Below are 26,182 nucleotides of genomic sequence, written 5' to 3'. Positions count from 1 at the left end.
CGGGAGCCGGGAGGTACGCGGGAGGGGCGGGTGCCGGTCGGCGCCCGCCCCTGCTGGGTGTCTCCCGGCTCAATTGCGCTCCGCGATCCACTCGTTGAGCTGGTCGAGGGTGGTGGTGGGCTCCGCCACCAGGGTGGCCAGTTCCTCGTCCGTGTGGTGCAGGCTCGACACCGCGGGGCAGCGGCGGCAGGCGGCGAGGCCCGCCTGGGTCCACCACTGGCAGCGGGCCCGCAGATGACAGCGGGGAGCCGCCGCGGTGTCGCGGCCGGGGTCGGCCGCCACCACCCGGTCCACCAGGGAGCACTGGGTGCCCCTGCGGTTGGCGCAGTTCGCGACGCAGTGCGAGGCGAAGCGCAGGACGCGCCGGGGTTCGATGCCCTCGGGGATAGCGCCGAGCACGTCGGCGGCGGGTACGGGGTCCGCCAGATAGATGACCTCGCCCCCGTCCCCCGACCGCACGCCGAGCACCACGGATTCTGGTGCGTCGGCCGCGCCGCTCGGGCACCACGTGACCGGCTCGTCCGTACCGCTCTCCGGAGCCGTCTTCGGTGCTGTGTGTGGGGTCATGACGGCTTTCTCCCTTCAGTGCTCTGCGGGACAGGTCCGGCTCAGGCCTCGCCCGTGCGGACCCCCCTGCTGCACTGGGCCACCTCTGCGTCGCCGTACTCCTGCTCCAGGGCGACCGCCTTCTGGATGCTCGCGCTGAGCTGCGCGGCCGAGGTGATGCGCTCGGGCCCCGCTCCCGTGTCGGCGCTCGCCGTGCCCGCGGAGGCGAGAAATCCGGCTGCGACCAGGGCGGCGGCGGCGCCCGCGACCTTGCGAGAGTGGTTCATCGGCTGTCTCCTTCGCGTGGGGATACCTGCGACGTGAACGTATCCACGGGTGCTACAGAGGCAGTTGAGGGCTCCTTGAACGGACGGCGCCGGGTGGGGCGGGTGCACCAGATGGGGCGGGTGCAGCGGTGCCGGTCTCCGCGAGGATGCGCCAGATCTCCGCCGCCAGGTCGATGTTCGCGACCGCCTGGGCCTGCTCGGCCAGGGCGCGCAGGCCCTCGGCGCCTGCCGGGTCGCCGTCCATGACGCGCAGCTGGTTGCGGAGGATGTCGAGGCGCGCGCGGTCGCGGTACGTCATCCTCGGCTCGTCGTCCGCCAGCTCGCGAAGGAGCACGCGGGCCTCCTCGTACCGTCCGGCGCAGAACGCCAAGTCGGCCTTGATGGCGGCGAGTTCCTGGTGCAGGGCAGGGGTGCCGACGAAGGCGAGGGCGGCTTGTGCGGCGTCGACGAGGGGCTCGGCGGCGTCCGGACGCGGAGGCCGCTTGCACAGCTGGAGGCGGGCCGCGGCGAGGCGCAGGCGCAGCCACAGGACCAGGTCGTCGCCGCTCGTGAAGTGCGCGAGGGCGTCGTCCAGATGGGCCTGGGCGGCCGCGTGGTCCCCTTGGCGTACGCGGACGGCCGCCGCGGTCCACATCGCCTCGGCCCACAGGGCGTCGTGCCGTCCGGCGACGAGGGCGGTCAGCTCGTCGGCGTACCCGCCGGCGTCGGGCAGGCGGCCCGCCTCGGCCGTCACGGAGACCAGGGCGAGCAGCGCGGTGGCCCGGTCCGCCACCGCCAAGTCGTGGGCGCGGGCGAGGCGGTGGGCCTCGACCGCGGCGGTGCCGGCGGGGCCGATCTCGCCGAGTGAGCGCAGACAGCGGGCCAGCGCAGTCAGGCCGCGGGCGCGCAGTTCGGGCAGGCCCACCTCGTCGCCGACCGCGGTCAGTGCGTCGAGGTGGGCCCGCTCCCCCGCGTGGTCGCCCTGCAGCCGGCGGGCACGGGCGAGCAGCCACAGCGCCTGCCAGCGCTGCAGGGCGGAGCTTTCGGTGTCCTCGCGCAGCGCTGTGCGCAGTGCCTCCATGGCGTCGTCGGACCCGGTGGACGTGGCGAGGGTCAGTGCCCTGGCGAGGGAGCCATCGGGCCGGTCGAAGTCGGCGGCTTCCACGCCGAGCCGGGCCGCGAGGTAGGCGACGGCGCGCTCGGTGGGCCGGCGCTCCCCGGACTCCAGGCGCGAGAGGTACCCGGTGGACATGCCGTCACCGACGAGCGCGGCCTGCGACAGACCGCGGGCGGTGCGCAGCCTCTTCAGGCGGCGTCCGAACTCGGGCTGCTGCGGCATGGGATCCATCCCTGGGTGAGCGCACGGACGGGTCGCACTCGGGCACGGCCGAGCGTAAGGCGGTGGCGGGGGGCCGACAAACGCCCGCCCGCGGGCCCCTGCCGGTTGTTGAGCGGTCCTGTGGCGCGCCTCCGGCGGGATCCGAGGATTCCTGTACCGGATCCATGGAGTCTTTCGAGCAGAGGAGCCCGTCAGTGCCGCCGGGCTCCTCGACCACCACTGTCCGGTGCCGGTTCCGGGGCCCGTTCCGGGACCGGTTCCGGGGCCGGTGAGAACGCCGTAGGCCGTAGGGAGTCGTCGATGAAGCTGTGGTTCCGCGTCCTGTGCACCGCCGCATCGGCGGGTTCGGCTCTCGCGCTGTGCGGTACGGGTGCCCCGTCGGGCCTGCTCGCCGCGGCGGCGCTCGCGCCCGGCGACGACGACATCGGCTGGCCGTAGCGGCCGCAACAGCTCCCCCGGCCACCACAGGGCTCGCCCCGCTACCGCCGGGCCGCCGCCGTCAGCGCGTGGGCCAGGTGGCGGGCGTCGGTGTCGGTGCCGCCGCCGCTGGCGAGCACCACCAGGGGCGGGTCGTCGCCGGCCGCCTCGATGTGCCGGGCGATCTCGCAGGCCAGGGCCCCGGCGCCGGAATAGCCGCCGAGGACCAAGTGGCCGCCGGGGCCGACGAGTTCACGCAGGGCCGTGGCGGCGCGCGCCACCGTGTCGCCGGTGGCGAGTACCGACGTCAGCGCCTGCGGCCCGCGGAAGCAGCGAACGAGCAGCCGGTGACAGGTGTCAGGGGCGCCCGGCGGGTCGACCAGGCAGATCGTGCCCGCGTCACGGGCGCGCGCCGGCCGCAGCGGCACCAGCGGTGAACGGCTCCGGTCACCCGCGGGGTGTTCGTGCATCCGGGGCACCTCGATGCCGGAGAGCGACTCCAGGACGTCGGCGACCTTCGTGGACTCGCCCGCGGTGTAGGGCAGTTCGCGCAGCAGGCGGGCGCTGACGGCCAGCATCGCCTCGGCCTTGTCGTCCTCGAGGCGTGCCCGGTCGTGCACCGAGGTGAGGACGAGGCCGCCGCGCTGGTCGTGGTGGGCGACGACACCGATCGGGAAGGCGGAGATCGCGCCGACCGGGTCGGGGGGCTCGACCCGGATGCCCTGTGCGGCGATCTGCGCGCTGAGGCCCTCGACGGGGCGCAGCGTGTGCTCGAACACGAGGAGCGTCTCGGTGTGCCCGGTGTGCCCGGTGTGCCCGGTGTGCCCGGTGTGCCCGGTGTGCCCGCCGTGTTCGGTGTCGGCGGGGTCGCCGAGCCATGCGTGGGCCTGCCCGGCGGAGACCCATTCGTAGGCGGAGATGTCCAGGGCCCGGTCGCGCAGTTCGCGCAGGAGCCGGGGCAGGGTGCCGGCCGGGTCGACCTCGACGGACACCGGCAGCGGGTTGTCGAAGGGACCGGGGATGCGCTCGATGCCGTCGAGGAGGATGCCGCGTCCGGAGAAGGTGAGGGCGAAGCCGACCGGGGCCGGGCCGCCGTCGCCCGCTCCCGTCGCCTGGTACAGGAGCATCGCCCAGACGGCCTGCAGGGCGCTGCTCGCGGTCGCGCCCCAGCGGGCCGCCCACTCGGCGAGGTGCGCGGCCTCTCCGCCGGTGAGGCGGACCCGGCTGCGCCCGGTGCCGTCGTGTCCTGTGGCCGCCCCGGTCCTCGCGCGCCGCAGTTCGCCGGGGGCGTGGCCGCCGTAGCGGGACCAGAAGTCCCGGGCGGGCCCGGTGTCCTGGTGGTCGAGCCAGCGCGTGTAGTCGCGCAGGTCGGGGCGGCGTTCGCCGCCGGGGAGTGCGCCGCCCGCGAGGTAGGCGCGGTAGAACTCGTTGAGCAGCAGGCGCACGCTCCAGCTGTCGAGCAGCGCCTGGTGGTAGGTGAGCAGGACGTCGGTGGCGGGGTCCTGGGTGTGGCCGCTCTGCGGGGCGCTGTCGAGGAGTGCGGCGCGCAGCAGTCCCGGGCGGCGCAGGTCGAAGCCGCGGTGGCGTTCGCCGGCCATGAAGGTGTCGCGGTCGTCGACGCTGCCGTGCGGGTGGCGTACGACTTCGGGGGTGCAGTGGTCGAAGAGCACGACGCGCGGCTGCGGGTCCCAGCTGAAGGCGGCGCGCAGCACGGATTCGCGGTCGAAGACGGACTGCCAGGCGGCGGTGAAGCGGTCGGTGTCGAGGGGGCCGTGCCAGCGCCAGGCGAGCTGGCCTATCTGGCGGTCGGGGGCGGTTCCGGCCTCGGCGAGCAGCTCGCGCTGGAGTGGCGTCGCGGGCAGGGTGACGGGGAAGGGGCCGCGCTCGTGGCGCCTGGCGCGCACCGCGGAGCGGCCGAACCAGGAGTGGCCGCGCGAGCCCTGGCAGACGCCGACGGCGGTGGCGCTGGTGAGCAGATCGGCGAGGCGCCCTGCGGGGTAGGGCGCCGACTCGGCGTCGGGGGCGGGGAGTTCGACGATGTGCCGGGCCGGGCCGTGCCGCAGCAGCTGGGGGCGCGCGGTGCCGGGTCCTGGGTGGTCGGCGGCGATGTGGTCGAGTGCCGCCTCGAAGACGGAGGGTTCGAGCGGGCCCGAAAGCTCCAGTGCCGCCGGGCTGTGCCGGGTGCGGTGGCCGGGGTCGAGCAGCACGGTCACCGACCCGGCGAAGGAGCGGTCGCTCGTCATCGGCTCTCCCCCTCGTCAAGCATGGACATACGAGCATGGGTGGCCGTGCCACGTATCGCTGACACGCTACTGACACGGCCTGGCCCGGCGGCGCCCGGGCTGTCGGAACCGGGGCCGTCGGAGCCGGGGTTGCCGGGGCCATCGGAACCGGGGTTGCCGGGGCCGTCGGAACCGGGGTTGCCGGGGCCGTCGGCGCGGGCGGCCCTGACGGGGCCCGCCGCGCGGCCGGCGCGTGGGCGGCGGTCGGCGTCGGTGGTCAGCAAGGCCGGCGCAGCCCCGTCTCGAAGGCGTAGATGGCCGCGTGGACGCGATTGCGCAGCCGCAGTTTGTGCAGCAGGTTCTGCACATGAGTCTTCACCGTGTGCTCGGAGACCGTGAGCGTTTCGGCGATCTCGCCGTTGGACAGGCCGCGGGCGAGCAGCGCGAGCACTTCGCACTCGCGCTCGGTGAGTTCTTCGGGGCTGACCTTCGACAGCTGTGACACGGGCGCGGTCCTGATGCCGTCGGCGGGCGCGCGCACCAGGGTGTAGCCGGCGGCGGCGAGTACGACGGCGGAGGCGAGCTGGCGGGCGCTCGCGGCGCCCGGCAGATGGCCGTGTACGGCGTCGGGGGCGCCGGGTCCGGGGGCCGTGCCTCCCATGGTGAGCAGCCTGATCTCCTCGCCGGCCTCCTGTGCGATCAGTTCGCGCTGTGCCGCGGGCAGCGGGCCGTGGGCGACCAGGACGTGCGGGCGCAGGGCGCGCAGGGCGGCGATGGCGGCCGGTCCTGGTTCGGTGTCGCCGGTGACCCTGATGCCGGGGTGTCCTTCGAGCAGGGCTTTGATGCCGACTCTGGCGAGCGGGTCGGCGGCCATGATGTGCACCCGCACGGGGGCGCCGTGTTCGGCGGCGCCGGAGAGCGGCTGCGGCGCCGGTCCGGGGTCCGGCGGCCGGACGGTACCGCCCGCTGTGGCGCCCGCCGCGTGTCCCGCCGTGGGGAGTACGTGCAGGGTGGCGTGCCGGTCCTCCATGCCTGCCTCCTCACGCTCGACACAGGGCACGCTAGTGGCGCGCAGCGGGTTTGCCCGATTTCTCCACCGGAACCGGAGCGATCCCCCATCAGTTCTCAGCCCTGGTTCTCAGCACCCGGCTCTCCGTGCTCGGTTCCCGGTTCTGAGCTCGTCGGTCACCGGTTTCTCAGCTCTCGGTTCAGTCGATGAGTTCGGCCACGGCGCCCATGAACCCCTCGTCGAGCATGGTGGCGACGGCGGTGTCGCGTGCGGGGTCGAGTCCCGCGTCGTGGCAGGCCACGCTGACCAGATAGCGGCCGAGCGCGGGGTAGGTGCCGAAGGCCCATTCGCCGCTCTCGGCGGGGGTGCCGTCGGGGGCGAGCAGACCCGCGCTGCCGGTGCCGAAGCCGAATTCGGTGAAGCTGAGCCGCAGTCCCTGGCCGAGCGCTTTGGTGTACGCCTCTTTGAGGGTCCACAGGCGCAGCATGGCCGCGGCCTGTTCGCCCTCGGGGAGGCGGGCGAGCTCCTTCTTCTCGGCGAAGGTGCACACGTGGTCCTGGAGCAGTTCGAAGGACATCACGCGGTCGGCGGGTTCGGTGTCGATGCCGATCCGGCCGAGGCGGGAGATCCCGACGGCGATCAGGTCGTCGGTGTGGGTGAGGCTGACGTCGATCTGGTCGAAACCGCGCAGGTACGGGCGGCCGCCGAGCCGGTAGGCGAGGTCGAGTTCGGCCGGTGTGGCGCCCAGGGCGGCGGCCGCGGTGTATTTGACGGCGAGGCGCGAGGCGGCGAAGCGGTAGCGGATGGTGGGGTCGGTGGTGCGCCGGTAGCGCTGCCAGTCACGGCCGAGCATGGGCCGCAGGGCGGGGTCGCCGACCGCGACGGTGAGCCATTCGCCCCAGGTGGTGTAGACGGAGGCGTTGCCGCGCAGGTCCATGCCCTCGCGGACCTCTTTCCAGGGGCCTTCGGGCCCGGTGATGTGGACCGGCGCCGTGATGCGTTCCGCGTCGGTGTCCGGCATCGGTGTGCCCTCCCAGTCGCCTTCGGGGCTCTCGGTCATTGTGTGGGCCCCGTTCCGTCCAGGTCGCAGCTGCGGCCTGCGCGATAGCGGCGTACGAGTTCTTCGAGTACCGACTCCAGGCAGCCCTCGGGCAGTTCGGGCACCGGGATGCCGAGCCGGCCGCCGATCCGGGACAGGGCCAGTACCGCCCAGGCGGGCGCCGCGAGGAAGGGGTCGGAGCCGTCCTGGCCCTCCCAGATGCCGAGCACCGCGGCGGCGGCGAGTACCAGGGCGTACCGGTCGCTCAGGACGCACACCGCGGGGTCCATCAGGACGCCCGCGCCGAACCGCGGCAGTTCGCGGCAGGCTTCGCGCAGGGCCCGCAGTTCGGTGACGAAGGCTTCGGCGAGGTCGGCGAGCGCGGCCATCTGGCCGCCGACGCCGCGTACTTCGGCGAGCCGCTCGGCCGAGGCGACGAGCGATCCGGCCATGAAGTCGCCGCCGCCCGCGATGGACAGTAAGCGGTAGTCGAGCGCGGGCAGTTGGGCGCCGCGGCGGAACAGCTCGGGCGGCGGCTCGTCCTCGGCGAACCAGGCCTTCTCGGCGAGGGTGCGCAGCTGCGGCACGATCACGGCCTGGCAGGCGGCGGTGCCGGCGTGGCCGAGTCCGGCGACCGGCAGGTCGCGCATGAGTTTGTCGAGGGCGCCGTACTCGGCGCTGCCACGTTCGTAGCCGCGTGAGCCGAGCACGGTGGCGAGCTCTTCGAGGTTCTCCCGCAGCAGGTCGGGCACCACGTATTTGACGGCGGCGGCCAGGATGTTGGTGCGGTCGGGGAGCAGGCTGAGGGCGCGCAGGGCGACGGTGGCCATGCTGTCGCAGGCGAGGATGTCGGCGAAGACGCCGGTGAGCGGCTTGTGCCAGCGGCGTGCGACGGGTTTGCTGCGGCCGGTGGTAACGGCGCGCACGGCGGAGTGCAGCACGGTGTCGGCGGCGGCGACCACGGTGCCGGCGATGAGACAGCGGTTGACCTGGTAGGTACGCAGGGCCATCGCGACCCCTTCGCCGGGCCTGCCGACGAGGGCGTCCTGGGGTAGGGGGCAGCCGCTGAACTCCAGGCCGGAGAACAGGCTTCCGCGCATTCCGGATGTCTGGACGCGCGGCAGCTGCTTGATGCCGTCGCCCACTTCGGCGGGGTCGAGGAACAGCACGGAGTGGCTGCGCGAGGTGCGGGCGGGGTCGGTGCGGGCGTAGACGATATAGGCGCCGGCGCGGGAGGCGTTGATGATGACTTCCTTGCGGCCGCTCAGGAGGTGGCCGCCGCCGGGCGCCGGGTCGGCGATGAACTCATCGCGCAGGATGGCGTTGGCGTGCGCCAGTTCGTGGTGGACGATCGAGGCGCGGCCCTGGGCGATCAGCAGGTCGGCGGTGGTTCTGCGCTGCTTCTCGGTGCCGCCGGCCCAGACCGCCGAGGTGGCGAAGAGCGAGGTGATCCCGAAGCCGAAGCCGAGGGCGACATCCCGTTTGAAGACCGGGCGCAGGACCCGGGCGAGCAGGTCGGCGCGGGTGAGCCGGCCGCCGAACTCGGCGGGCACGAACTCGGCGCCGAGTCCGGTCTCGGCGAGCAACTGCTCGGTCTGTGCGGGTACTTCACGCCGTTCGTCGGCGGCGAAGAGGGCCTTGAGGCCGTGGGGGTTGGCCGGATCGTGCGGGTCTCCGAGGAGCGCTTCGAGCCGGGCCGCGCGGTGCAGGGCGGCGGCTTCTTCGGATCCGCGCCCGGCGGCCTGTTCCCGGAGGGCTTCGGCGGTGATGGCCATGGCGTGGATCAGCTCCTTCTCCGTAGTGCAGACAGCCCATCTCAAACGGCTTGAGAAACGCCGGACACCGCCTCGACCTGGCGACGAGGAGGCGGGGCCCCGGCTCCCTCCTGGGTGGCCGCCCTGGCAGCACGGTCCAGGTCGAGGCGGCCCAGGACGTAGGCCGCCGTCACGGCCCCGACGCCGTCGCCGGCCACGCGGGCGGGGCGCAGGCCCCACGACTGCCACAGGCCGAACAGTGCCGTCTGGTAGGCGAACAGCGCGGCGTTGCCGTACGACGGTACGTCGAGCAGCGCCTCGTCGACGCCGTCGCTGGGTGCGAACACCGCTGCCACGAGCGGCACTTGGAGATGACCGTCGAGTACGTGGCGTACGGTGTCGAACTCGGCGCGGAACACCGGGGACGTCCCGTACAGGGAGCGGACCCGTGGGAGCGATCGGCCGCGCCAGGCCGGGAAGTGCACGGCGACCCCTTCCTTCAACGCCCCCTTCACAGCACCCTGATCGCCGACTCGGCATGCCTTTTGGCGAGGTTGAGGGTGGCCGTGCTGTTGCGGCCGAGTGCCTGGCGCACATAGCGGCGGGCCTGGGAGACGTCGGCGCCCGCGCCGAGGACCGACTCGATGTTCTCCTCGCGCAGCACCACGCTGTGCTGGGAGGTGACGGTGACACCCGACTCGTCGGGCTCGACCGACCACTCGCCGGTGTGCGCGGCCATCAGGGCGGGGGTGGCCGTCTGCTTGTAGACGATGCGCCCGGCGTGCGGGAAGCAGACCCGTACCGACTCGGTGGTGTGCGAGGAGCCGTCGGCGGTGGTGGTGTCCATGGACATCACCTGGACGCCCGGCTGGTCCTCGACGGCGTCGAGCCGGGAGACGTGCGGGACGAGTTCGGGCCAGTCCCGCACCCGGTAGAGGAAGTCGTAGACGAGTTCGGCGGGGCCGTGGACGCGTACCGAGTCCTCGAAGGACAGCACGAGTTCGTCGAGGCGCGCCCAGCGTTCGGCGATCTGCCGCAGATGGCCGAGCTCGGTGCGGCTGTTGGAGTCGACGGCTCGCTCCACCCAGCCGACGCCCTCCGGGTCGTCGCCCTCCACGGTGAAGTCGTGCAGGAGCGTGAGCCGGGACTGCTCGGGGGCGAGGGCCTCGACGATCCAGGTGCCGTCCATGGTCTTCACGGGCGCCGCGGGCAGTTCCTGGCGGAACTCGATCCGGCGCAGCGCGGGCGACAGGACCCGGCGTGAGGTCCAGGACCGCACCTGGCCGTTGGCGGTCGCCCACATGCGCAGGCGTTCCTGTTTGCCGTCGAACTCCAGCTGCTCGACGTGGACGTTGGGCGGGAAGTACCAGGGCCACCTGGTGGCGTCCGCGATCAGTCCGTAGACGACGCCCGCGGGGGCGGCGACGTTCACTTCGTGCGCCGTACTGTGCACTCGCTCGACAGCCATCTGTCTCGACACCCTCTCTGCGGTCTCTCGTACGGAACCGGTGCGTGCGGTGGTGGGGCGGGCTCAGAGGTCGCCGGGCTCAGAAGTTGCCGAGCCCGCCGCACACGTTGAGCGCCTGGGCGGTGATGGACGCCGCCTGCACGCTGGTGAGATAGCCGACCAGGCCGGCCACTTCGTCGGGCGTCGAGTAGCGGCCGAGGGGGATCTTCGCCTCGAACTGCTCCTGGACGTCCTCGGTGGTGATGCCCCAGGCGGCGGCATAGCCCTGCCGGACGCGCTGGGCCATGGGGGTTTCGACATAGCCGGGGCAGACCGCGTTGACGGTGACTCCGGTGGGCGCGAGTTCCTTGCCGAGTGCCTTGGTGAAGCCGACGACGGCGTGCTTGGACGCGGAGTAGGGGGCGGCGAGCACGACGCCCTGTTTGCCGGCGGTGGAGGCGATGTTGATGATGCGGCCGTGGGCGGCGACGGCGAGCCCGCCGGTGGTGAGCGCCTCACGTGTGACCCGGAAGACGCTGTTCACATTGGTGTCGATGATGTCGTCCCACAGCTCGTCGCTGATGTCGGCGGTGGGGCCGCCGCCGCTGCGCCCGGCGTTGTTGACGAGGATGCCGAGCGGCCCGAACGTGTCGTGGGCGGCGCGCACCAGTCCCGCGACGTCTTCGGTGGAGCGCACGTCGGCGGCGGCGCCGTCCGCTTCGATGCCCTTGTCGCGCAGTTCCTCGACGGTCTCCTTGACGCGCTGACCACCCCGGGCGCAGACGAACACCCGGTGGCCGAGCCGCCCGAGCTCATGGGCGACCGAGAGCCCGATTCCGCTGGTGGCGCCGGTGACGAGGGCCACGCGCGGGGGCGTTTCGGGGTGCGGATGCTGCGCATTCATCGGGGAGCCTCCAGTAGGGCGACAGTGGTCTCGAGCGTGCCTTGAGCGGCTCGAAGAGCGGATGAGGCTTCCTTGAGGGCCTGTTCGGCGGGTGCGGGCTCCCGCAGGAACGGCGCGAGTGCCTGCTGCAGACCGTCGGGGGTGAGGCGGGTGCCGCGGGCGGCGACATAGCCGTCGGGCCGGATCAGGACCCAGCCGCCGGGGCCGAGCCCCAGGGCTTCGCGCAGCGCGCCGCCCGGGTCGGGCAGCGGCCCCGGCACCCCGCCGCGCCGGTCGGCGACGGTCCGTACGGACAGCCAGGCCGCGTGGTCACGGTCGGCCGTGGCCGCGGTGTCCACGGGGACGGTGTCGGTGGGGCCCTCGGCCGTTTCGGCGCCGGGTGCGCAGAGCAACGTCCAGCGTGGGTCGCGGAGTTCGGCGTGCAGCGCGGCAGGGCCCGCCGCCTGTGGCTGCCGGGCGGCGGCGAGTGCGGCGCGCTGCCCGGGTGCGGGGGTGGTGGTGTCCCGGCGGCGGGGCGCGGGGGTGGTCAGCGGGGAGTCCTGGTAGCCGAGGCGAAGGCCCGACATGCCGCCGAGCACCTTGCGCTGGATGGCGCGGCGCAGCGGCGCGACATTGCGTACGACGGTGAAGACCACCGGCAGTGCCGCGGCCGCGAGGAGGTTCTTGAACTGGACCAGGAAGGTGGCGGTGCGGGTGGAGCCGAGCAGGGCTTTGCCGATGGGCACGCGCTCGGCGCTGTAGCTGTCGAGGAGCTGGCGCCCGGCGTGGCCGCGGTGGACGTCGGCGATCTTCCAGGCGAGGTTGTACGCCTCCTGGATGCCGGTGTTCATGCCCTGCCCTGAGGCGGGGCTGTGCACATGGGCGGCGTCCCCCGCGACGAAGACGCGCCCTTCGTGCATCCGCGGCACCATGCGCTGCTGGAAGGTGAACACCGAGGTCCATTCGGGCTCGCCGACCCGCACGTCACGGCCGAGGCCCTTGGAGAGTTTCGCGCTGAACCGTGCGGGTGCCGTCTCCGCCGCGGCGCCGCCGGGTGCGGTGTCCAGGAGCCGCCAGTGCCCGGTCCGGGCGTAGGGCACCATCATCAGCGCCTGCCCGCCGGTGTGCACCCAGTAGATGGTGTCCTGGGGCAGGTCGGTGCGTACGGGGGCGTCGGCGAGCATCCAGGTGTCGCGGCTCTCCCCGATCAGCGGCAGGCCGAGCTGTTTGCGTACGGTGCTGTGGCCGCCGTCGCAGCCCACCAGCCAGTCGGCCCGGCAGTCCTCCGCGCCGCCGTCGGCGCGCACCAGGCGGACGTGCACGCCCTGTGCGTCCTGGCTGAAGCCGTCGAGCCGTATGCCCCACTCGATCTCGACGCCGAGGGCGGTGACGGCGGCGCGCAGCGCGGCCTCGGTGCGGGTCTGCTCGATGATGACGGTGTACGGGTAGCGCGTCGGCATCGACGTGTAGTCGGCGTCCAGACGCACCAGGCGCCGGCCGGTGGCGTACATGGTGAAGGCCCGGTTCTCGCGGCCGTCCCGACGGACGGCGCCGACGACGCCCATCTGGTCGAAGGTCTCCAGGGTGCGCGGGTGCACGGCGACGGCGCGGCTGGTGCGGGCGGGTCCTGGGGCGGCGTCGACGAGACGGACCCGCAGTCCTCTGCGGGCCAGTTCGTGTGCGGCGGTCAGGCCGACCGGGCCCGCGCCCGCGACCAGGACGTGCGGCCGGGGGTCAGTGGGCACCGCTGCCCGCCTCGTAGGTCTCGTACAGGCCGGGGTCGGGGGTGGCGAGCGGGCCGAGGCCCTTGACGATGGCCTGGAACTCCTCGCTGCGGACGGCGCGTTGGTGGGCGGCGGCGTCCTCCCAGACGGCGAGTTCGAGGACCACGTTGGGGTCGCCGACGTGGCGCAGGGTCTGGTTGCTGACATGCCCCGGCTGGGCGCTCATGTAGGCGGTGAGGCGGTCCTTGACGGCCAGGAAGGTGTCGAAGTCTCCGTGCACGGTCAGCTTGTTGACGAAGGTCACCATGGTGGGGCTCCTCGGGTCGGGGCTGTGGGACTGCTGTGTTCTGTCGTCGGCCGGGCGCGGCTCAGGCCGCTTCGAGTGCGGCGCGGGCGCGCAGCTGCTGGCGCAGCTCACGGCGGGCGGGTTTGCCGTTGGGGGTGCGGGGGATGGCGTCGAGGGCTTCGACGCGGCGGATCTGCTCGCCGTGGCCGAGCCTGCTGTTGGCGCGCTCGACGACGGAGTCGAGGGCGTCGAGCAGGGCCGGGGGGCCGGGTGGCGGCTCACGCAGCACGATCCCGGCCCAGGCGAGGGCGCCGTGCACCGGGTCGGGCCAGTCGACGACGAGGCATTCGGCGATGCGCGGGTCCTCGGTGAGGATGCGTTCGACGGCGCTGGGCGAGACGAGTTCGTTGTCGTACTTGAAGACGTCGCCGAGCCGGTCGACCAGGTGCAGGCCGCCGTCCTCGTCGAGATAGCCGACGTCGCCGGTGGTGAACCAGCCGTCCGCGTCGATCGGTGCGGGCCCGTGGTCGTCGAGGTATCCGGCCATCAACTGCGGTCCGCGGATCTGTACTTCGCCGGTGGACCAGATGTCGACGGGGCGCCGGCTGCCGAGGGAGACGATCCGGCATTCGGTGCCCGGCACCGGCGGGCCGACGGCGCCGGGTTCGGGCCTGGCGTCGAGACGCTGGTTGTGGGCGAGCGGGGAGAGTTCGGCGAGCCCGTAGCCCTGCACGACCGGGACGCGCAGGGCGGCGCTGATCCGGCGGGCGGCGGCGGGGGCGAGGGCGGTGCCGCCGGACAGGACGGCGGTCAGGCGCGGGCCCGCCGGTATGCCCTCCTGCTCCTGGTCGAGCCGGTCGAGCCGGTCGTCGCCGGCGAGGCGGTGCAGCCGGGCGGGCAGGCCGTAGTAGTGGGTGGCTCCGGTGCGGGCGGCGAGTGCGAGGGACGCCACGGGGTCGGGGTCCTGGCACAGCACCTGCGAAGCACCCGCGTACACCGCCGAGTTGAGGTGCATCACGTGGTAGAGCGGCAGGTGGTTGAGGGTCACCGAGTCATCGCGCAGGCGGTGGGCGAGCGCGATCTGGACGGCGTTGGCCACCAGGTTGCGATGGGTGAGCCGAACTCCCTTGGGCCGCCCGGTGGTTCCGGTGGTGAACTGGATACAAGCGATGTCGTCGAGCCCGGCGTCCGGCGCGGGGGCGGGGCCTTCGGGCGCCCGGCCGATGAAGTGCTCCAGGGGCTCCGTGCTGCCGGGTACCACGCCGTCGGCGGCATCGGTGACGACGACGGTGCGCAGCAGCGGAAGCCGGTCACCGATCTTGGTGAGGAGTTCCGCGATCCGGGTGGGCACGAACGCGATCTCGATCCCGGCCTTCGTGAACACATGGCGCAGAGCGGCCTCACCGACCAGCGGGTTGACCAGGACGAGGGTGCGGCCGCTGCGGGCGGTGCCGTAGTAGACGGCGGGGAAGACGGAGTCGAGGGTGTGGGCGACGCCGACCGCGCCACTGCCACTGCTGCCGCTGCCGACGGTGGCCGTGGCGGTGGGGGCGGCGGTGGCGGTTGCCCTGATGCGGTGGGCGATCCGGTCGGCCTGGCGGTCGAGTTCGGCGAAGGTCAGCGTGGTGGCACCGGCCGTGTTCGTGGCTGCGGTGGCTGCGGGTCCGGTGGTGACGGCGGCACGGTGCGGGTCGCGTTCGGCGGCGCGGCGCAGCAGTGCGTCCAGGGTGATCTCCGGGTACGTGAGTTTCGGCACGGGTGACCTCCTGGCGCCGTTCGGACGGTCGATCGCTCAACACCGTCTCCGCAGTGGCTTGAGGGGTCTTCGAAGGTCGCTCGACGACCACCGCACAAGCTGCCCTGAACCACTGGACCCAGCGGAATCGGAGCGACCCATGCCAAAGGCCAGCGCGCTTGTGCACGCCGAAGTGCAGCAGTTCTACGCCCACCAGATGCAGCAGCTGGATCTGGCCAAGTCGGGGCCTTGGGCGGCCACGTTCACCGAGGACGCGACGTTCGACGTGCCGACGCTGCCGGAGCCCGTGCGAGGCCGTCCCGGTCTGGTCGCGGCCGCCGAGCGGGCGGCGGCGGCCCTTGCCGACGCCGGTGAGCGGCACCGGCACTTCATGGGGATGCTCGATGTGACGGAGCGTCAGGACGGCAGCCTGGATGTGCGCTCGTACACCGTCGTGTACGCCTCGAAGATCGGCGGCGAGTCGCGGGTGCACCGGGTGTGCGTGTGCGAGGACATCCTGGTCAGGGTCGAGGGGGAGCTGCAGGTGACGGCCCGGAAGGTGACGCGGGACGATCTGCCGTAGCCCGGCTGCCGGGCGGGTGCGGGCCGCCGGGGTGGGCTCAGGCCCGGCACACCGGGAGCGCCCCGTGGTACTCCGTCATCTCCCGGAACAGCGCGCCGACGTCCAGCGGGGCGCCCGGCGCCGCACCCCGCAGTTCGGCGTAGGCACGGTGCAGATTGGGCACCAGGCGCTCGGAGTCGAGGAGCTGCGCGTACGGCCCCGCTCCCTCGGCGCGGGCCAGTTGGAGCGGGGTGAGACCTGCGGCGGTGCCCTGCAGGGCACGGTCGGCCAGCCAGCGGAAATACGCCTCGTTGGCGTCGATCAACTCCGGTCCGCCGACGGGGCCGTGGCCCGGCACGATCACCGCGGGCTCCAGGGCGCGCAGGCGGCGCATGGCGTCGAGGGAGCCGGCCACCGAGCCCATCAGGCAGAAGGGCGTGACGCCCGACATCAGCACATCTCCGGCGAAGAGCACCCGCGGTCCTGGCAGCCATACGGCGGTGTCGTTGGTGGTGTGCGCGGCGGGGCCGAGATGGATCAGCTCGACACGGACGTCCCCCAGGCGCAGGGTGAGCCCGTCGCGGTACGTCCACTCCGGGAGTCTCAGCTCCAGTTCGCCCCAGGTCACCTCGGGCCACAGCGTGGTCAGGCCGAGGCCCGCGGCCGCCATCTCGCTGCGGGTGCGTTCGTGCGCGATCACCAGGGCCTCGGGGAACAGCTGGTTGCCGAAGGTGTGGTCGCCGTGGAAGTGGGTGCACACGAGGGTGCGCGGCGGTTCGGGGGCCAGGGCGAGCACCGCTGTGCGCAGCTCCTGTGCCCGGCGTACGGTCGCGGCCGTGTCGATCAGCAGGCTCTGGCCGTCGTCCCCCACGACCAGGCCCGCGTTGTTCAGGCACCAGCCGCCGTCGCCCTGCAGATAGGCGTGGACGCCGTCCGCGACCTCGACGAGCCGACCGGTGACCGCATCGGACACGACCGGGCCGCTGACCGGCTGCTCGCACGCCACCGGGCCGGTGACCGGCTCGCTCACCACCGGGCCGGTGACCGGCTCTGACACGACCGTGGTTCCCGGGCCTCTCGGCATTCCGCTCGCCCCTCCCGCTCCAGAACTCGCGCTCCCTGGTCCCCCGGCGCCCCATCGTGGTGGCCCCTGCTTGAGAGGCGTTGGAGGCGGCCGGAAAACCGGTCGGGGTTCCGGATATCGTTTCCCCGTAAGGCATTTCAGCCATGGGGCGCGCCAATACCGAGCCCGCTCTGGCCGGAAATCGATAAACGGATGGGACCCCCCTATTTCTGCGTCGCCGCCCTGCTCGCGTAGGGGGCGCGCGGGGGCCCGACGAGTGCTGCCACCCCAGAGTCCGCCACGGCCCATGGCTTGGCCGTGAGCCGGGCATTACCGTGTGTCGACCAGCATGAAATCGCGGTAAGGCCATTTCATTTCTGGCCTGAGCGGCCATGGGCTGGAGGTTTCAGTGCGCGTTCGACCGGTGCCCGGCGTAAGCGTCAACGTCGATATGCAGGGCCACCTGGAGCTGCTGTGGGAAGCGGAATCCGTCCACAGCCCCGGGCGGTACCGGTGCAGTCCCGTGGGCACCGCCATGTGGATCGCCCTGCGCCAGCACGACGGCAATGTCTCCGCGGCCGCCAGCACGCTCGCGGGCCTGTGGGACATGGCTCCCGCCAACGCCCGCGCGGACCTGGACATCTGGGTCGGCGAGATGCGGGACGCCGGACTCGTGTACGACGCCCCCTGCGCGTGATCGATTTCTGCTCCGCCCTCGCTCAAGGACCCCTGTAGGCGCCGCGCGCACGCTGGCCGCAGTTAGGGGTAGGTCATCTGCGACGGGGCGACTATGACGTTGGTTGGCAGGACATCCATCCTCAACACTCTGGAGACGGCGCTCGCGGACTGTGTGGCGGGCGAATCCCGCACCGTGCTCGTCGAAGGCGCCGCGGGCTGCGGCAAGAGCGCATTACTGGACGTGATCGCCGAACGCGCGGCCGCCGCCGGCGGCCTGGTACTGAGCGCCGACGCCGTGCCCGACGAGCGGGACGTACCCCTCGGGGTGCTGCGCCAGCTGGTCAACAGCGGCCCGGAGCTGACCCAGCCGAGGACGACGGCCGACGGGGGCCGGGCGGCCTCCCGCACCGAGGGAATGCAGGCCTTCTGCGCACAGCTGCGTGAACTGGCCGAGGACACCCCGGTGCTGGTCTGCGTGGACGATGTGCAGCACGCCGACCGTGAGTCCCTGCGCTATCTGCGCTACGTCGCGCGGCATGCGCGTACCGCCCGCGTCCTGATGGTCCTCTCGGTCTCGCCGTACGACGGTGTCCTCGACCCCGCGTTCGCCACGGAGCTGATGCGCACGGCCGCTTTCCGGCGGCTGCGCGTCGGTCTGCTGCCGCAGGACGAGGTGGCCGAGGTGGTGCGGGCGCACGGCAGGCCCGAACTCCTGGACTCCGCGCACGCGTTGAGCGGCGGAAACCCGCTGCTGCTGCGGGCGCTGCTCGCCGAGTACGAGTACGAGTCGGGCTATGAGACCGGATACGAGAGCGCGCACGGATACGAGTCCGGGCACGGATACGGGTCCGGCGGTGCGCCGCTGCCCGGTGGACCGCTGCCCGGCGGGCCGTTCGCGCAGGCGGTGGCGACCTGCCTGGACCGCAGCGGCCCTGGCGCCACCGCACTGGCCAGGGCCGCTGCGGTGCTCGGTGAGGAGGCGGCGCGGGCCGGTCTGGCCGAGCTGCTCGGCACCGGGGTGCCGGCGGCGGCGCGGACGCTTGCCGCACTCGGCGCGGCGGGCATCGTCGACGGCGCCCGCTTCCGGCACGAGGCGACCCGCGCCGCGGTCCTTGACGCGATCGAGCCCGAGCCGCGCCGCGAACTGCACCGCCGGGCCGCTCTGCTGCTGCGCAGGGCGGGCCGGCCCGCGACGGCCGTGGCCGGGCATCTGCTCGCCTCCGCCCGCGACGGGCGCCTCGATGCTCCCGGCGCCCTTGAGGTGGAGATCCTGTGCGACGCGGCCGAGGATCTGCTGGCCGGTGACGACGCGCAGGGCGCCGTGCGGCTCTTCGAGCTCGCGCATGAGGCGTGCGCCGACGAACAGCAGCGCCACGCCCTGCAGATCCGGCTCGCCGGGATCACCTGGCGGTTCAACCCTGCTGCCGCGGAACGGCAGTTGAGCGGGCCGCTGGAGGCGCTGCGTGCGGGGCGCCTTGCGGCCGAGCAGCGGAAACCGCTCGCGCATCTGCTGCAGTTCCAGGGGCGCTGGCCCGAGGCGGCGGATCTACTCGACCCCGGTACGGACGGCTCCGACACCGGCGCCACACCCGTCGACGCCGCGATCGACGCCGGCGGTGCGGCCGGTGAGCGGCTGCTGCAGTCCGCCCGGCTCTCCGATATCACCCTGGCGCCGATCGCGCAGGCCCTGCGTTCCCTTGTCTACTCCGATCACCCGGAGCGGGCGGTGCCCTGGAGCCGCAAGCTGCTCGACGAGGCCGACCGCGCCAAGGCTCCGGGCTGGAGCGCGGTCCTCGCCACCCTGCACGCGGAGGCTCTGCTCCGCCTCGGTGATCTGCGCGGCGCGCACGGCTACGCGACCCGGGCCGTGCAGATCCTGCCGGAGAAGAACGGCAGCATCCTGCGGTACGCGCCCACCGCGATCCTGGTCCGCGCGAGCAGCGCCATGGGCCGCTACACGGACGCGTCGCGGCACACCGACCAGCCGGTGCCGCAGCGGCTGCTGACGACCCTGCACGGGCTCGGCTATCTGCGCGCCCGCGGCCTGCACCAGCTGGCCGGCAACCATCCGCAGGCGGCCCTCGCCGACTTCATGGAGGTCGGCCGGCTGATGGAGAGCTGGGGCGTGGACCGTCCCGCCTATCTGCCGTGGCGCACCGACGCCGCCGACGCGCTGCTGCGTCTCGGCCGCACGCAGGAGGCGGAGCGCCTGGTGCTGCAGCAGCTCGCCCTGCCCGATGCGCGGCGCCCCTGGGTACGCGGTATCTCGCTGCGCGGACGCGCCTTGTGCACCACCACGGCCAAGCAGCGGATCGCGCTGCTCACCCAGGCGACCGACGAACTGCACCGCTCGGGCGACCGGTTGGAGACGGCTCGGGCGATGGCCGATCTGGGTCAGGCCCTGCAGGCGGACGGCGGTTCGCTCTCCAAGGGCAACTCCATGGTGCGTACGGCCTGGAATCTGGCCCAGGAGTGCGGTGCCGCGTCCCTGTGCCGGGAGATCCTGCCGGACGCGCCGCTGTCAGGACCCGGCCGGGGCCGTGAGCCGCTGGCGCCCGACGAGGAGCCGAAGAAGTCCGAGACCAGGCTGAGCAGTTCGGAGCAGCGGGTGGCGACGCTCGCGGCCCAGGGCCTCACCAACCGGGAGATCTCCGCGAAGCTCTATCTGACGGTGAGCACCGTCGAGCAGCATCTGACCCGGGTCTACCGCAAGCTGCAGATCAGCTGCCGCGGTGATCTGCCGATGGACCTGGCCCTCGGCACACTGCAGTCCGTCAAGCAGTGATGTCGGGCAGGCCGTCGGGCGCGACCGGGGTCTTCGGGAGTTCCGGCAGGATCTGGCGCGGCCCGATCTTCGGGTGGCCCGGCCGTTTCCACTCGCGCGGGTAGCCCACCGACACTTCCTCGAAGCGCACCCCGTCGTACCAGGTGGTGCGGGGGATGTGCAGATGGCCGTAGATCATCACGCGGACCGGGAAGCGGATGTGCCAGTCGGCGGTGAGGTCGGTGCCGCACCACTGCGCGAACTCCTGGTAGTGCAGGATCCGGGTCGGCTGGCGCACCAGCGGATAGTGGTTGACGAGGATCAGCGGCGGCTGCGCGAGGGAGCGTCCCTGGAGCCGGGCCTCGGTGGCCTCGACGCGGGCCCGGCACCAGTCGTCACGGCCGGGGTAGGGGTCGGGGTGGAGCAGGAACTCGTCGCTGCACACCACACCGGACTCGAAGGCCCGCTTGAGGGACTCCTCTTTGGAGGTGATGCCGTCGGCCCGGAAGCTGTAGTCGTAGAGCAGGAACAGCGGGGCCACGGCGACCGGGCCGCCCGCGCCGGTCCACACCGGGTAGGGGTCCTCGGGCGTGGAGACACCGGCTTTGCGGCAGATGTCCACGAGGTGCTGGTAGCGCGCTTCGCCACGCAGCTGGCAGGTGTCGTCGCGCGGGGTCCACAGCTCGTGGTTGCCCGGCGCCCACACCACTTTGGCGTAGCGCTCGCTGAGCAGGTTGAGCGCCCACTCGACATCCGCGGCCGACTCGGCCACGTCCCCGGCGATCACCAGCCAGTCGTCTTCCGACTCGGGCTTGAGAGCCTCGGCGATCATCCGGTTCTCGGGGAACGCGACATGGAGATCACTGATGGCCCAGAGCTTCCCGTCCGGCATGCACCGAATCTAGGGCGCGAGGCGCTCGCGGAGTACCCCTAATTTCCTGCTACTAGGGGTACGTACCGTCGTCTTGGTTGCCGCTACGTCGCCCTGCGGGCTCGTCCTCAATCGCCGGACGGGCTTCAAATCATCGCTTCAGCAGCTCCCCCGCCCGCCGGGCGAGGACCGGCCGGTCCACCTTGCGGTTGGAGTTCAGCGGGAACTGCGGTACGTGCTCGAAGTGCCGGGGAAGGATCGCCGCGGGCAGCAACTCCCGCAGACCCCGGTTGAGTTCGGCGGGCCTGCGGCGCGTGCCGGTGTAGAAGACGACCAGTTCGACGCTGCCCTCGACCGCACGGGCCACGGTCACCGCGTCCTCCACACCTGCGGTGGCCCGGAGCGCGTGGTCGATCTCGGCGAGCTCCACCCGTATCCCCTGGACCTGCACCTGGGAGTCGAGCCGCCCCAGATACACGAGCTCGCCGCCGTCGAGGCGCCGTACCCGGTCGCCGGTGCGGTACCAGCGGCGCCCTTCGCGCTTCACGAACCGGCCCTCGTCGTCCCGCGGGTCGAGGTAGCCGGTGGTCATCTGCGGTCCGGTGATGAGGAGTTCACCCTCGACGGGTGTCGCGGCGTCGTCGGCGTCGACGAGGACGTGGTCGTGTCCTTCGTGGACGGTGCCGATCGGCACGAGGCCGTTGACGGCGAGCGCGGGTGATGTCTCGGGATGCCAGCGGTGACCGGTGATGGTGACGGTGAGCTCGGTCGGCCCGTAGATGTTCTCCAGGGTGGCCGCGGGCGCGGCCCGCTGCCAGTCGGCGGCGTCCTGGTCGCGCAGCGCCTCGCCGGCGAAGAAGCTCCAGCGCAGGCCTGGCAGGGCGCCGTCGGCGAGGCCGCCCATGCGGCGTACGAGGGAGATGGCGCTGGGCGTGGAGAACCACACGGTGGTGCCGCGCCCGGCGAGATACGCCGGCAGGTCCAGATAGGCGGACTGCGGTACGACGTCGGCGCACGCCCCGGAGCCCCAGGCGCAGAACAGGTCGAACATCGCGCAGTCGAAGTTGAGGTCGAAGGTCTGCGAGAAGACGTCGTCGGGGGTGAAGTCGTAGCGGGCGTCGAGGAGTTCGAAGTAGTGGTGGGTGCTGCTGTGGCTGATGGGCACGCCCTTGGGGCGGCCGGTGGAGCCGGAGGTGAACAGCATGTACGCCACGTCGCGGGGCCCCACGGCGCGGGGCGCGGCGAGGGCGCGGGCGGGGTCGGGTTCGACGACGGTGACGGAACGCGGCAGGGGGTCGCCGTCACCGAGCACCTGGGGCAGCACCGACCGGCCCTTCTCGTCGGTGATCAGCGCTTCGGCGCCGGAGAGTTCGAGCATGTGCCGGGTGCGGGCGGCGGGGAAGTCCGGGTGCAGGGGCACGACGGTGGCGCCCGCGTAGAGCCCGGCGAGCAGTCCCGCGTACGCGGTCGGGGTCTTGGCGCAGAGGACCCCGACGGACTTCGCGTCGCCCACGGAGCCGGCCCAGGTCAGGGCCTGCTCGTGCAGTTCCCGGTAGGTGACGGTGTCGGCGCCGATCCGCAGGGCGGGCCGGTCGGGGCCGAGTGCGAGTCCGCGGAGGAAACGCTGGTACAGGGCGTGCTGCCGGTCGTCGGTCATGGTTCCTCCGGGAAATGCGGGTGGGCGGCGCTCGAAGAGTTAGGGGTACGGAACGGGTTCCCCGGCTCTGCGGACGCTCTTAGCGTCGAATTCCTGGGAACCGTCGACCAGTTACTGCGGAAGGGTGTGCACACCATGGCCTGGGACCAGCAATTCGAGGACGTACTGCGGGAGTATCTGCCGTTCCTGCCCGAGGACGAGTCGCTCACGGCCGACACCGATATGCGGGACAGCGGCCTCGACTCGATGGGCACTGTGGAATTGCTGGGGGCCCTTGAGGCCCTGTACGACATTCGTTTCGTGGACGAGGCGCTGAGCCTCGACACCTTCGCCACGCCCGCCGTGCTGTGGGCGACCATCGAGAAGCTGACTTCGCCGGCGAGTGCCTGACCGCGTACGACGACTGCGTGTTTCCGCACGGCGGCCGCCCGGGGCACCGGCCTCAGGCGGCCGCTGTGCGGCGCCGCGGACGGGTGGCGAGCCGGGGGTTGGCGGGCACCACCTTGAAGTGCTTCGTGGCCGCGCCGACCCGCCCGAACAGTGCGTCCTGTCCGGCCACATAGAGCGTGCCCACGCCCTTCTCGCGCAGCGAGCCGAGCACTCCCGGCCAGTCGACGCGGCGTACACAGCCGTCCAGGAACAGCTCGCGCACGGCCTCGCCGGTCGTCAGGAGCGCCCCGTCGTGGTCGGAGATCACGGGCAGCTGCGGGTCGTGGAACTCCAGGCCCGCCATCACCTCGTCCTCGGCTCTGCGGCGCAGGCCCGCGAAGGCCGGTGAGTGCATGGGCGGCTCCATGACGTACAGCGGCAGTCCGCCGACGGCGCGCAGCCGCTGCTGCAGCCATTCGATACGGGACTTGCGCAGCGTCACCATGTAGAAGTCGGCGTCCACGACGCAGGTGATGTCGTGCCACTCACCGTCGTCGTCGAGTTCGGCCAGGAGCGCGTCGACGGTCTCGCGCGGGGTGCGGGCGAAGGACTGGGTGGCGACCTGCTCGGGGTGGTCGTCGGCGAAGTAGGCGTCCAGGCAGCGGGCGAAGCGCTCGGTCAGGCGCACCCCGTCGGCGAAGGACAGGGCGCCGGAGCGGACCGCGGTGGCCTTGTTGCCGAAGCTGGGACCCGTGCAGTAACCGGGCTCGGCGCCGAGTTCGGTCTCGGCCCAGCGGGCCAGGGCGAGGCAGTTCACCATGAAGGTGATCTGCGCGTAGCTCGAGTAGTCGCCGGGGGTTTCCCGGAAACGGTCGAACAGGCTGTATCCCAGCGTGTCGTCGGCTTCCGCGAACAGTTCCCTGGCAAAGGGGTTGACCAGCATGAACTTTGCCACTTCGGCAAAGGGTGCGGGTCCCATACCCGGAAATACCAGGGCGCTGCCCGTCCGCTTGTCAGTGTCCATGGCTCCAGTCTTTCTCCGGGGGCCGTACCGAATAACCCCTAGCGGACCCTTACAGGCGCTTGAGATAGGCCGTCATGACGTCCTGGAAAAGCTCGGGCTCTTCCAGGTGCGGGAGATGGCTCGACTCCTCGAATATCTCCCAGCGGGCGTCGGGAATGAGGTCCTGGTACGGCTGTACGGTCTTGGGGGTGGCCTCGTCGTACCGCCCCGAGATGATCAGGGTGGGGACGTCGATATCGGCGATGCAGTCCTCGACGCCCCAGTCCTTCAGGCTGCCGATGACATGGAACTCGGTGGGCCCGTTCATGGCGTAGTACACCGTCGGGTCGTTGTAGACCTCGTAGAACGAGGCCTGGTAGTCGCGCGGCCAGGGCTTGAGGCGGCAGACGTGCTTCTCGTAGAAGGGCGTCATCGCCTGGTAGTACTCCTCGCTGTCCGTCGTGCCCGCGGCCTCGTGACGGAGCAGCGTCTCGTTGACGCCGGGCGGCAGCTGCGCGCGCAGGACGGCCATCTCCTCCAGCCACAGGGGGTACGAGGCGGGGGCGTTGGCGATGACGAGTCCGCGCAGGCCTGCCGGGCGGGCCGCGGCGTGCTTGGCGACGAGCAGTCCGCCCCACGACTGGCCGTACAGGATGTAGCTGTCGGCGATGTTCAACGCCTTGAGCAGCTGGTCGAGTTGGTCGAGGAAGAGGTCCACGGTCCAGAACTCGGGGCCGCGCCCCGGCAGATGGGTGGAGCCGCCGTTGCCGAGCTGGTCGTAGTGGACGACGGCGTGTCCGGCCTCGGTGAGCCGGGTGAGGCTGAGCAGGTAGTCGTGGGTGGAGCCGGGGCCGCCGTGCACGACGACCACGGGCGGCAGGCCCGAGCCGAGGTCCCCGGTGACCCGGTACCAGGTCCTGTACTCGCCGAACGGCACGGTTCCCTTGGCGCTGGGGGCCGGCGTCATCTCTCTCACCTCTCGTTCGATAGGTACGCGTCGGGCACGTCGGGGGTGCTGGGCGCGGCGGGCGTGAGTCCGCGGATCCACTCCTGCACGGTCCTCGCGGTGTGCTCCGCGTGTTCCTCCACGATGGAGAAGTGCGTCGCGGGCACGGTCACGTACTGGTGCTCCGGGTCCCAGGGCTGGGCCCGCCAGGCGCCGTCGTCGGGGTCGGCGCCGGTGCCTGCGTCGGTGCCTGCGGTTGTCTCTGCGCCGGTGTCCGCGTCCGTGCCGGTGCCGGCATCGGTGAGGAAGGACTGTCCCGCGCCGACGAACAGGACGGGTGCGGCGACTCCGGTGAGGTCGAAGCGGGGCAGCAGGTCGAAGTAGGCCCGCATCGCGGACAGCCCGGTGGAGTCGAAGAGCCCGAACTCGGAGTCACGGTCGACGAGGGCGCCCGACATCTGCTCGAAGACCCGGGCCTGCATACCGCCGCCCGCCTCCTCGGTGACCCGGTAGGTGTCCACCAGGACGACGCCTGCGGCCTGTGTGCCGAAGTCCCGCTCCAGGCGGGCGGCCGTCCCGTAGGTGAGGACCCCGCCGGACGAGTAGCCGAGCAGGACGAACGGTTCGCCTTCGGCGGCCTGCAGCACGGACTCGGCGAGCACCGCTGTCAGCGCGTCCACATCGGCGGGCAGCCGCTCGCCGCTCCTGAACCCGGGCGTCGGCAGCGTCGACAGCTGCCTCACGTCCCTGAAGTGCGCGGCGAGCCGGGCGTGTTGGTGCACTCCGCCGGTCGCCATCGGCGTACTCAGACAGATGAGCCGTGGCCGCTCGGGGCCGTCGGCCAGCTTCACCGGCGCGAGGGGCGCGCCGAGGTCGGCGTACGAGTCGAAGGTCGGCCGCAGATCGGCGACCGCGCGCAGCAGGTTGAACGCCTTGGTGGTCTGGCCGGCGATCACGCCACTGCGGAACAGTCCGCTGACGGTGTCCTGTTCGGCCCCGCCGGCACCGTCAGGCCCTGTCTGCGGTGTCTGCTCCCGGCCTTCGGCGGCCGACCGGCAGGCCTCCCGCAGGAAGCGGGCAAGTCCGGTGGGCGTCTTGTTGTCGAAGACCACCATGGGCGGAAGCCCGAGCCCGGTGACGGTGTTCAGGGTGGCCCGCAGCTCCATGGCGGACAGCGAGTCGAAGCCCGTCTCCAGGAAGTCCTTCTCGGCGTCGACGGCGTCCGCCGAGCTGTGCCCCAGTACGGCCGCGGCGTGCTCCAGGATGAGACCGAGCAGCAGCTTTTCCTGTGCGGACTCGTCGAGGCCTTCGAGACGCCGCAGCAGCGCTCCGGAGTCGGCCTTGGCACCCGCAGAGGTGGCCCGGCGAGTGGTGGTGCGGATCAGTCCGCGGAACAGGGACGGCAGTTCCTCGCCGGATGTGGTGAGGGAGGTGCGTAGGGCCTTGAGGTCGAGGTCGATGGGTACGAGGGCGGGATCGCGAAGGGCACCGGCGGTGTCGAAGAGGGCCAGGCCCTGCGCCTCCGTGATCGGACGCACCCCGGTACGGTTCATCCGCTCCAGGTCCGCCTCGCTCAACTCCCCCGCCATACCCGCCGCTTCA

General features: G+C 72.3%; 24 protein-coding genes. 5 read left to right on the top strand and 19 right to left on the bottom strand.

All coding sequences use genetic code 11. The annotated features are described in order from the left end of the window. Positions 1-69: 69 nt before the first annotated feature. Genes ACFQVC_RS39500 through ACFQVC_RS39490 form a run of 3 tightly spaced genes read right to left on the bottom strand, consistent with a single transcriptional unit; the run spans position 70 to position 2,151 of the window. Entirely contained in the window at positions 70-567 is a 498-nt protein-coding gene (locus ACFQVC_RS39500) for a hypothetical protein (RefSeq protein WP_381840516.1), read from the bottom strand. Positions 568-608: 41 nt separating this feature from the next. Continuing rightward, entirely contained in the window at positions 609-833 is a 225-nt protein-coding gene (locus tag ACFQVC_RS39495) for a hypothetical protein (RefSeq protein ID WP_381840513.1), read from the bottom strand. Positions 834-885: 52 nt separating this feature from the next. Further along, positions 886-2,151, bottom strand: a complete 1,266-nt coding sequence (locus ACFQVC_RS39490; protein ID WP_381840510.1) for a helix-turn-helix domain-containing protein — start codon at positions 2,149-2,151, stop codon at positions 886-888. A 300-nt stretch (positions 2,152-2,451) separates the two neighbouring features. Between ACFQVC_RS39490 and ACFQVC_RS39485 the strand changes: the two genes are divergently transcribed. Continuing rightward, positions 2,452-2,589: a hypothetical protein gene (locus tag ACFQVC_RS39485; RefSeq protein ID WP_381840507.1), complete on the top strand. Its 138-nt coding sequence runs from the start codon at positions 2,452-2,454 to the stop codon at positions 2,587-2,589. 41 nt (positions 2,590-2,630) lie between these two features. Here the strand turns inward: ACFQVC_RS39485 and ACFQVC_RS39480 are convergent, their stop codons facing one another. The 10 genes from ACFQVC_RS39480 to ACFQVC_RS39435 all read right to left on the bottom strand — a co-directional run bounded on the left by ACFQVC_RS39480 (position 2,631) and on the right by ACFQVC_RS39435 (position 14,688). After that, positions 2,631-4,811 (bottom strand): condensation domain-containing protein, encoded by a 2,181-nt coding sequence (locus ACFQVC_RS39480; RefSeq protein ID WP_381840504.1) that lies wholly within the window; start codon positions 4,809-4,811, stop codon positions 2,631-2,633. A gap of 256 nt (positions 4,812-5,067) precedes the next feature. Next, positions 5,068-5,820: a response regulator transcription factor gene (locus tag ACFQVC_RS39475; RefSeq protein ID WP_381840501.1), complete on the bottom strand. Its 753-nt coding sequence runs from the start codon at positions 5,818-5,820 to the stop codon at positions 5,068-5,070. A gap of 178 nt (positions 5,821-5,998) precedes the next feature. After that, entirely contained in the window at positions 5,999-6,859 is an 861-nt protein-coding gene (locus ACFQVC_RS39470; protein ID WP_381840498.1) for a 4'-phosphopantetheinyl transferase family protein, read from the bottom strand. Further along, positions 6,856-8,613: an acyl-CoA dehydrogenase family protein gene (locus ACFQVC_RS39465; protein ID WP_381840495.1), complete on the bottom strand. Its 1,758-nt coding sequence runs from the start codon at positions 8,611-8,613 to the stop codon at positions 6,856-6,858. Before ACFQVC_RS39465 ends, ACFQVC_RS39470 begins: the two co-directional genes overlap by 4 nt. Positions 8,614-8,654: 41 nt before the next feature. Next, a complete protein-coding gene (locus ACFQVC_RS39460) occupies positions 8,655-9,107 on the bottom strand; it encodes an acyltransferase domain-containing protein (RefSeq protein ID WP_381840492.1) in 453 nt (150 codons plus the stop codon). Continuing rightward, a complete protein-coding gene (locus tag ACFQVC_RS39455) occupies positions 9,104-10,060 on the bottom strand; it encodes an aromatase/cyclase (protein ID WP_381840489.1) in 957 nt (318 codons plus the stop codon). Before ACFQVC_RS39455 ends, ACFQVC_RS39460 begins: the two co-directional genes overlap by 4 nt. A gap of 79 nt (positions 10,061-10,139) precedes the next feature. Continuing rightward, positions 10,140-10,943 carry an SDR family NAD(P)-dependent oxidoreductase gene (locus tag ACFQVC_RS39450; RefSeq protein WP_381840486.1) on the bottom strand — a complete coding sequence of 268 codons (804 nt, stop codon included), beginning with the start codon at positions 10,941-10,943 and terminating at the stop codon, positions 10,140-10,142. Further along, complete coding sequence (locus ACFQVC_RS39445; protein WP_381840483.1) at positions 10,940-12,667, bottom strand: FAD-dependent oxidoreductase; 1,728 nt, start codon at positions 12,665-12,667, stop codon at positions 10,940-10,942. The genes ACFQVC_RS39450 and ACFQVC_RS39445 overlap by 4 nt, the downstream gene beginning before the upstream one ends. Next, positions 12,657-12,953, bottom strand: a complete 297-nt coding sequence (locus ACFQVC_RS39440; RefSeq protein WP_381840480.1) for an antibiotic biosynthesis monooxygenase family protein — start codon at positions 12,951-12,953, stop codon at positions 12,657-12,659. The genes ACFQVC_RS39445 and ACFQVC_RS39440 overlap by 11 nt, the downstream gene beginning before the upstream one ends. Positions 12,954-13,014: 61 nt before the next feature. Continuing rightward, the gene (locus ACFQVC_RS39435) at positions 13,015-14,688 is read right to left on the bottom strand and encodes a class I adenylate-forming enzyme family protein (RefSeq protein WP_381840477.1); all 1,674 of its coding nucleotides are present in this window, start codon (positions 14,686-14,688) and stop codon (positions 13,015-13,017) included. 139 nt (positions 14,689-14,827) lie between these two features. Between ACFQVC_RS39435 and ACFQVC_RS39430 the strand changes: the two genes are divergently transcribed. Continuing rightward, the gene (locus tag ACFQVC_RS39430) at positions 14,828-15,250 is read left to right on the top strand and encodes a nuclear transport factor 2 family protein (protein WP_381840474.1); all 423 of its coding nucleotides are present in this window, start codon (positions 14,828-14,830) and stop codon (positions 15,248-15,250) included. A gap of 37 nt (positions 15,251-15,287) precedes the next feature. On the opposite strand, the gene ACFQVC_RS39425 is transcribed toward ACFQVC_RS39430, so the two are convergent. Further along, positions 15,288-16,286: an MBL fold metallo-hydrolase gene (locus ACFQVC_RS39425; RefSeq protein WP_381840471.1), complete on the bottom strand. Its 999-nt coding sequence runs from the start codon at positions 16,284-16,286 to the stop codon at positions 15,288-15,290. A 430-nt stretch (positions 16,287-16,716) separates the two neighbouring features. On the opposite strand from ACFQVC_RS39425, the gene ACFQVC_RS39420 reads away from it, so the two are divergent. Beyond that, positions 16,717-16,989, top strand: a complete 273-nt coding sequence (locus tag ACFQVC_RS39420; RefSeq protein ID WP_381840468.1) for a PqqD family protein — start codon at positions 16,717-16,719, stop codon at positions 16,987-16,989. A gap of 93 nt (positions 16,990-17,082) precedes the next feature. After that, complete coding sequence (locus ACFQVC_RS39415; RefSeq protein ID WP_381840465.1) at positions 17,083-19,755, top strand: AAA family ATPase; 2,673 nt, start codon at positions 17,083-17,085, stop codon at positions 19,753-19,755. On the opposite strand, the gene ACFQVC_RS39410 is transcribed toward ACFQVC_RS39415, so the two are convergent. Together ACFQVC_RS39410 and ACFQVC_RS39405 are read right to left on the bottom strand one after the other, a co-directional pair. Then, positions 19,745-20,626: a metallophosphoesterase family protein gene (locus ACFQVC_RS39410; protein ID WP_381840462.1), complete on the bottom strand. Its 882-nt coding sequence runs from the start codon at positions 20,624-20,626 to the stop codon at positions 19,745-19,747. The genes ACFQVC_RS39415 and ACFQVC_RS39410 overlap by 11 nt on opposite strands. A gap of 130 nt (positions 20,627-20,756) precedes the next feature. After that, positions 20,757-22,262, bottom strand: coding sequence for an AMP-binding protein (locus tag ACFQVC_RS39405; RefSeq protein WP_381840459.1), 1,506 nt, complete (start codon positions 22,260-22,262; stop codon positions 20,757-20,759). Positions 22,263-22,397: 135 nt separating this feature from the next. Here ACFQVC_RS39405 and ACFQVC_RS39400 point away from each other — a divergent pair, with 135 nt between their 5' ends. Continuing rightward, positions 22,398-22,652, top strand: a complete 255-nt coding sequence (locus tag ACFQVC_RS39400) for a phosphopantetheine-binding protein (RefSeq protein WP_381840456.1) — start codon at positions 22,398-22,400, stop codon at positions 22,650-22,652. A gap of 52 nt (positions 22,653-22,704) precedes the next feature. Here ACFQVC_RS39400 and ACFQVC_RS39395 read toward each other — a convergent pair whose 3' ends face one another. From ACFQVC_RS39395 to ACFQVC_RS39385, 3 genes are all read right to left on the bottom strand, one after another. After that, a complete protein-coding gene (locus ACFQVC_RS39395; RefSeq protein ID WP_381840453.1) occupies positions 22,705-23,655 on the bottom strand; it encodes an ACP S-malonyltransferase in 951 nt (316 codons plus the stop codon). 49 nt (positions 23,656-23,704) lie between these two features. Then, complete coding sequence (locus ACFQVC_RS39390) at positions 23,705-24,601, bottom strand: proline iminopeptidase-family hydrolase (RefSeq protein ID WP_381840450.1); 897 nt, start codon at positions 24,599-24,601, stop codon at positions 23,705-23,707. 5 nt (positions 24,602-24,606) lie between these two features. Next, the coding region (locus ACFQVC_RS39385) for a thioesterase domain-containing protein (protein ID WP_381840447.1) at positions 24,607-26,182 on the bottom strand (1,576 nt) is incomplete at its 5' end.

Source organism: Streptomyces monticola (assembly GCF_042665355.1).
GTDB lineage: Bacteria > Actinomycetota > Actinomycetes > Streptomycetales > Streptomycetaceae > Streptomyces > Streptomyces monticola.
This window is presented reverse-complemented; position numbering and strand designations above follow the sequence as displayed.

Excerpts from the sequence above, each read along its gene's own strand:
- ACFQVC_RS39500 (WP_381840516.1), bottom strand. The coding sequence starts at position 567 with ATGACCCCACACACAGCACCGAAGACGGCTCCGGAGAGCGGTACGGAC.
- ACFQVC_RS39485 (WP_381840507.1), top strand. The coding sequence starts at position 2,452 with ATGAAGCTGTGGTTCCGCGTCCTGTGCACCGCCGCATCGGCGGGTTCG.
- ACFQVC_RS39480 (WP_381840504.1), bottom strand. The coding sequence starts at position 4,811 with ATGACGAGCGACCGCTCCTTCGCCGGGTCGGTGACCGTGCTGCTCGAC.
- ACFQVC_RS39470 (WP_381840498.1), bottom strand. The coding sequence starts at position 6,859 with ATGACCGAGAGCCCCGAAGGCGACTGGGAGGGCACACCGATGCCGGAC.
- ACFQVC_RS39405 (WP_381840459.1), bottom strand. The coding sequence starts at position 22,262 with ATGACCGACGACCGGCAGCACGCCCTGTACCAGCGTTTCCTCCGCGGA.
- ACFQVC_RS39430 (WP_381840474.1), top strand. The coding sequence starts at position 14,828 with ATGCCAAAGGCCAGCGCGCTTGTGCACGCCGAAGTGCAGCAGTTCTAC.
- ACFQVC_RS39415 (WP_381840465.1), top strand. The coding sequence starts at position 17,083 with ATGACGTTGGTTGGCAGGACATCCATCCTCAACACTCTGGAGACGGCG.
- ACFQVC_RS39475 (WP_381840501.1), bottom strand. The coding sequence starts at position 5,820 with ATGGAGGACCGGCACGCCACCCTGCACGTACTCCCCACGGCGGGACAC.
- ACFQVC_RS39450 (WP_381840486.1), bottom strand. The coding sequence starts at position 10,943 with ATGAATGCGCAGCATCCGCACCCCGAAACGCCCCCGCGCGTGGCCCTC.
- ACFQVC_RS39400 (WP_381840456.1), top strand. The coding sequence starts at position 22,398 with ATGGCCTGGGACCAGCAATTCGAGGACGTACTGCGGGAGTATCTGCCG.
- ACFQVC_RS39395 (WP_381840453.1), bottom strand. The coding sequence starts at position 23,655 with ATGGACACTGACAAGCGGACGGGCAGCGCCCTGGTATTTCCGGGTATG.
- ACFQVC_RS39490 (WP_381840510.1), bottom strand. The coding sequence starts at position 2,151 with ATGCCGCAGCAGCCCGAGTTCGGACGCCGCCTGAAGAGGCTGCGCACC.
- ACFQVC_RS39410 (WP_381840462.1), bottom strand. The coding sequence starts at position 20,626 with ATGCCGGACGGGAAGCTCTGGGCCATCAGTGATCTCCATGTCGCGTTC.
- ACFQVC_RS39440 (WP_381840480.1), bottom strand. The coding sequence starts at position 12,953 with ATGGTGACCTTCGTCAACAAGCTGACCGTGCACGGAGACTTCGACACC.
- ACFQVC_RS39465 (WP_381840495.1), bottom strand. The coding sequence starts at position 8,613 with ATGGCCATCACCGCCGAAGCCCTCCGGGAACAGGCCGCCGGGCGCGGA.
- ACFQVC_RS39495 (WP_381840513.1), bottom strand. The coding sequence starts at position 833 with ATGAACCACTCTCGCAAGGTCGCGGGCGCCGCCGCCGCCCTGGTCGCA.
- ACFQVC_RS39455 (WP_381840489.1), bottom strand. The coding sequence starts at position 10,060 with ATGGCTGTCGAGCGAGTGCACAGTACGGCGCACGAAGTGAACGTCGCC.
- ACFQVC_RS39390 (WP_381840450.1), bottom strand. The coding sequence starts at position 24,601 with ATGACGCCGGCCCCCAGCGCCAAGGGAACCGTGCCGTTCGGCGAGTAC.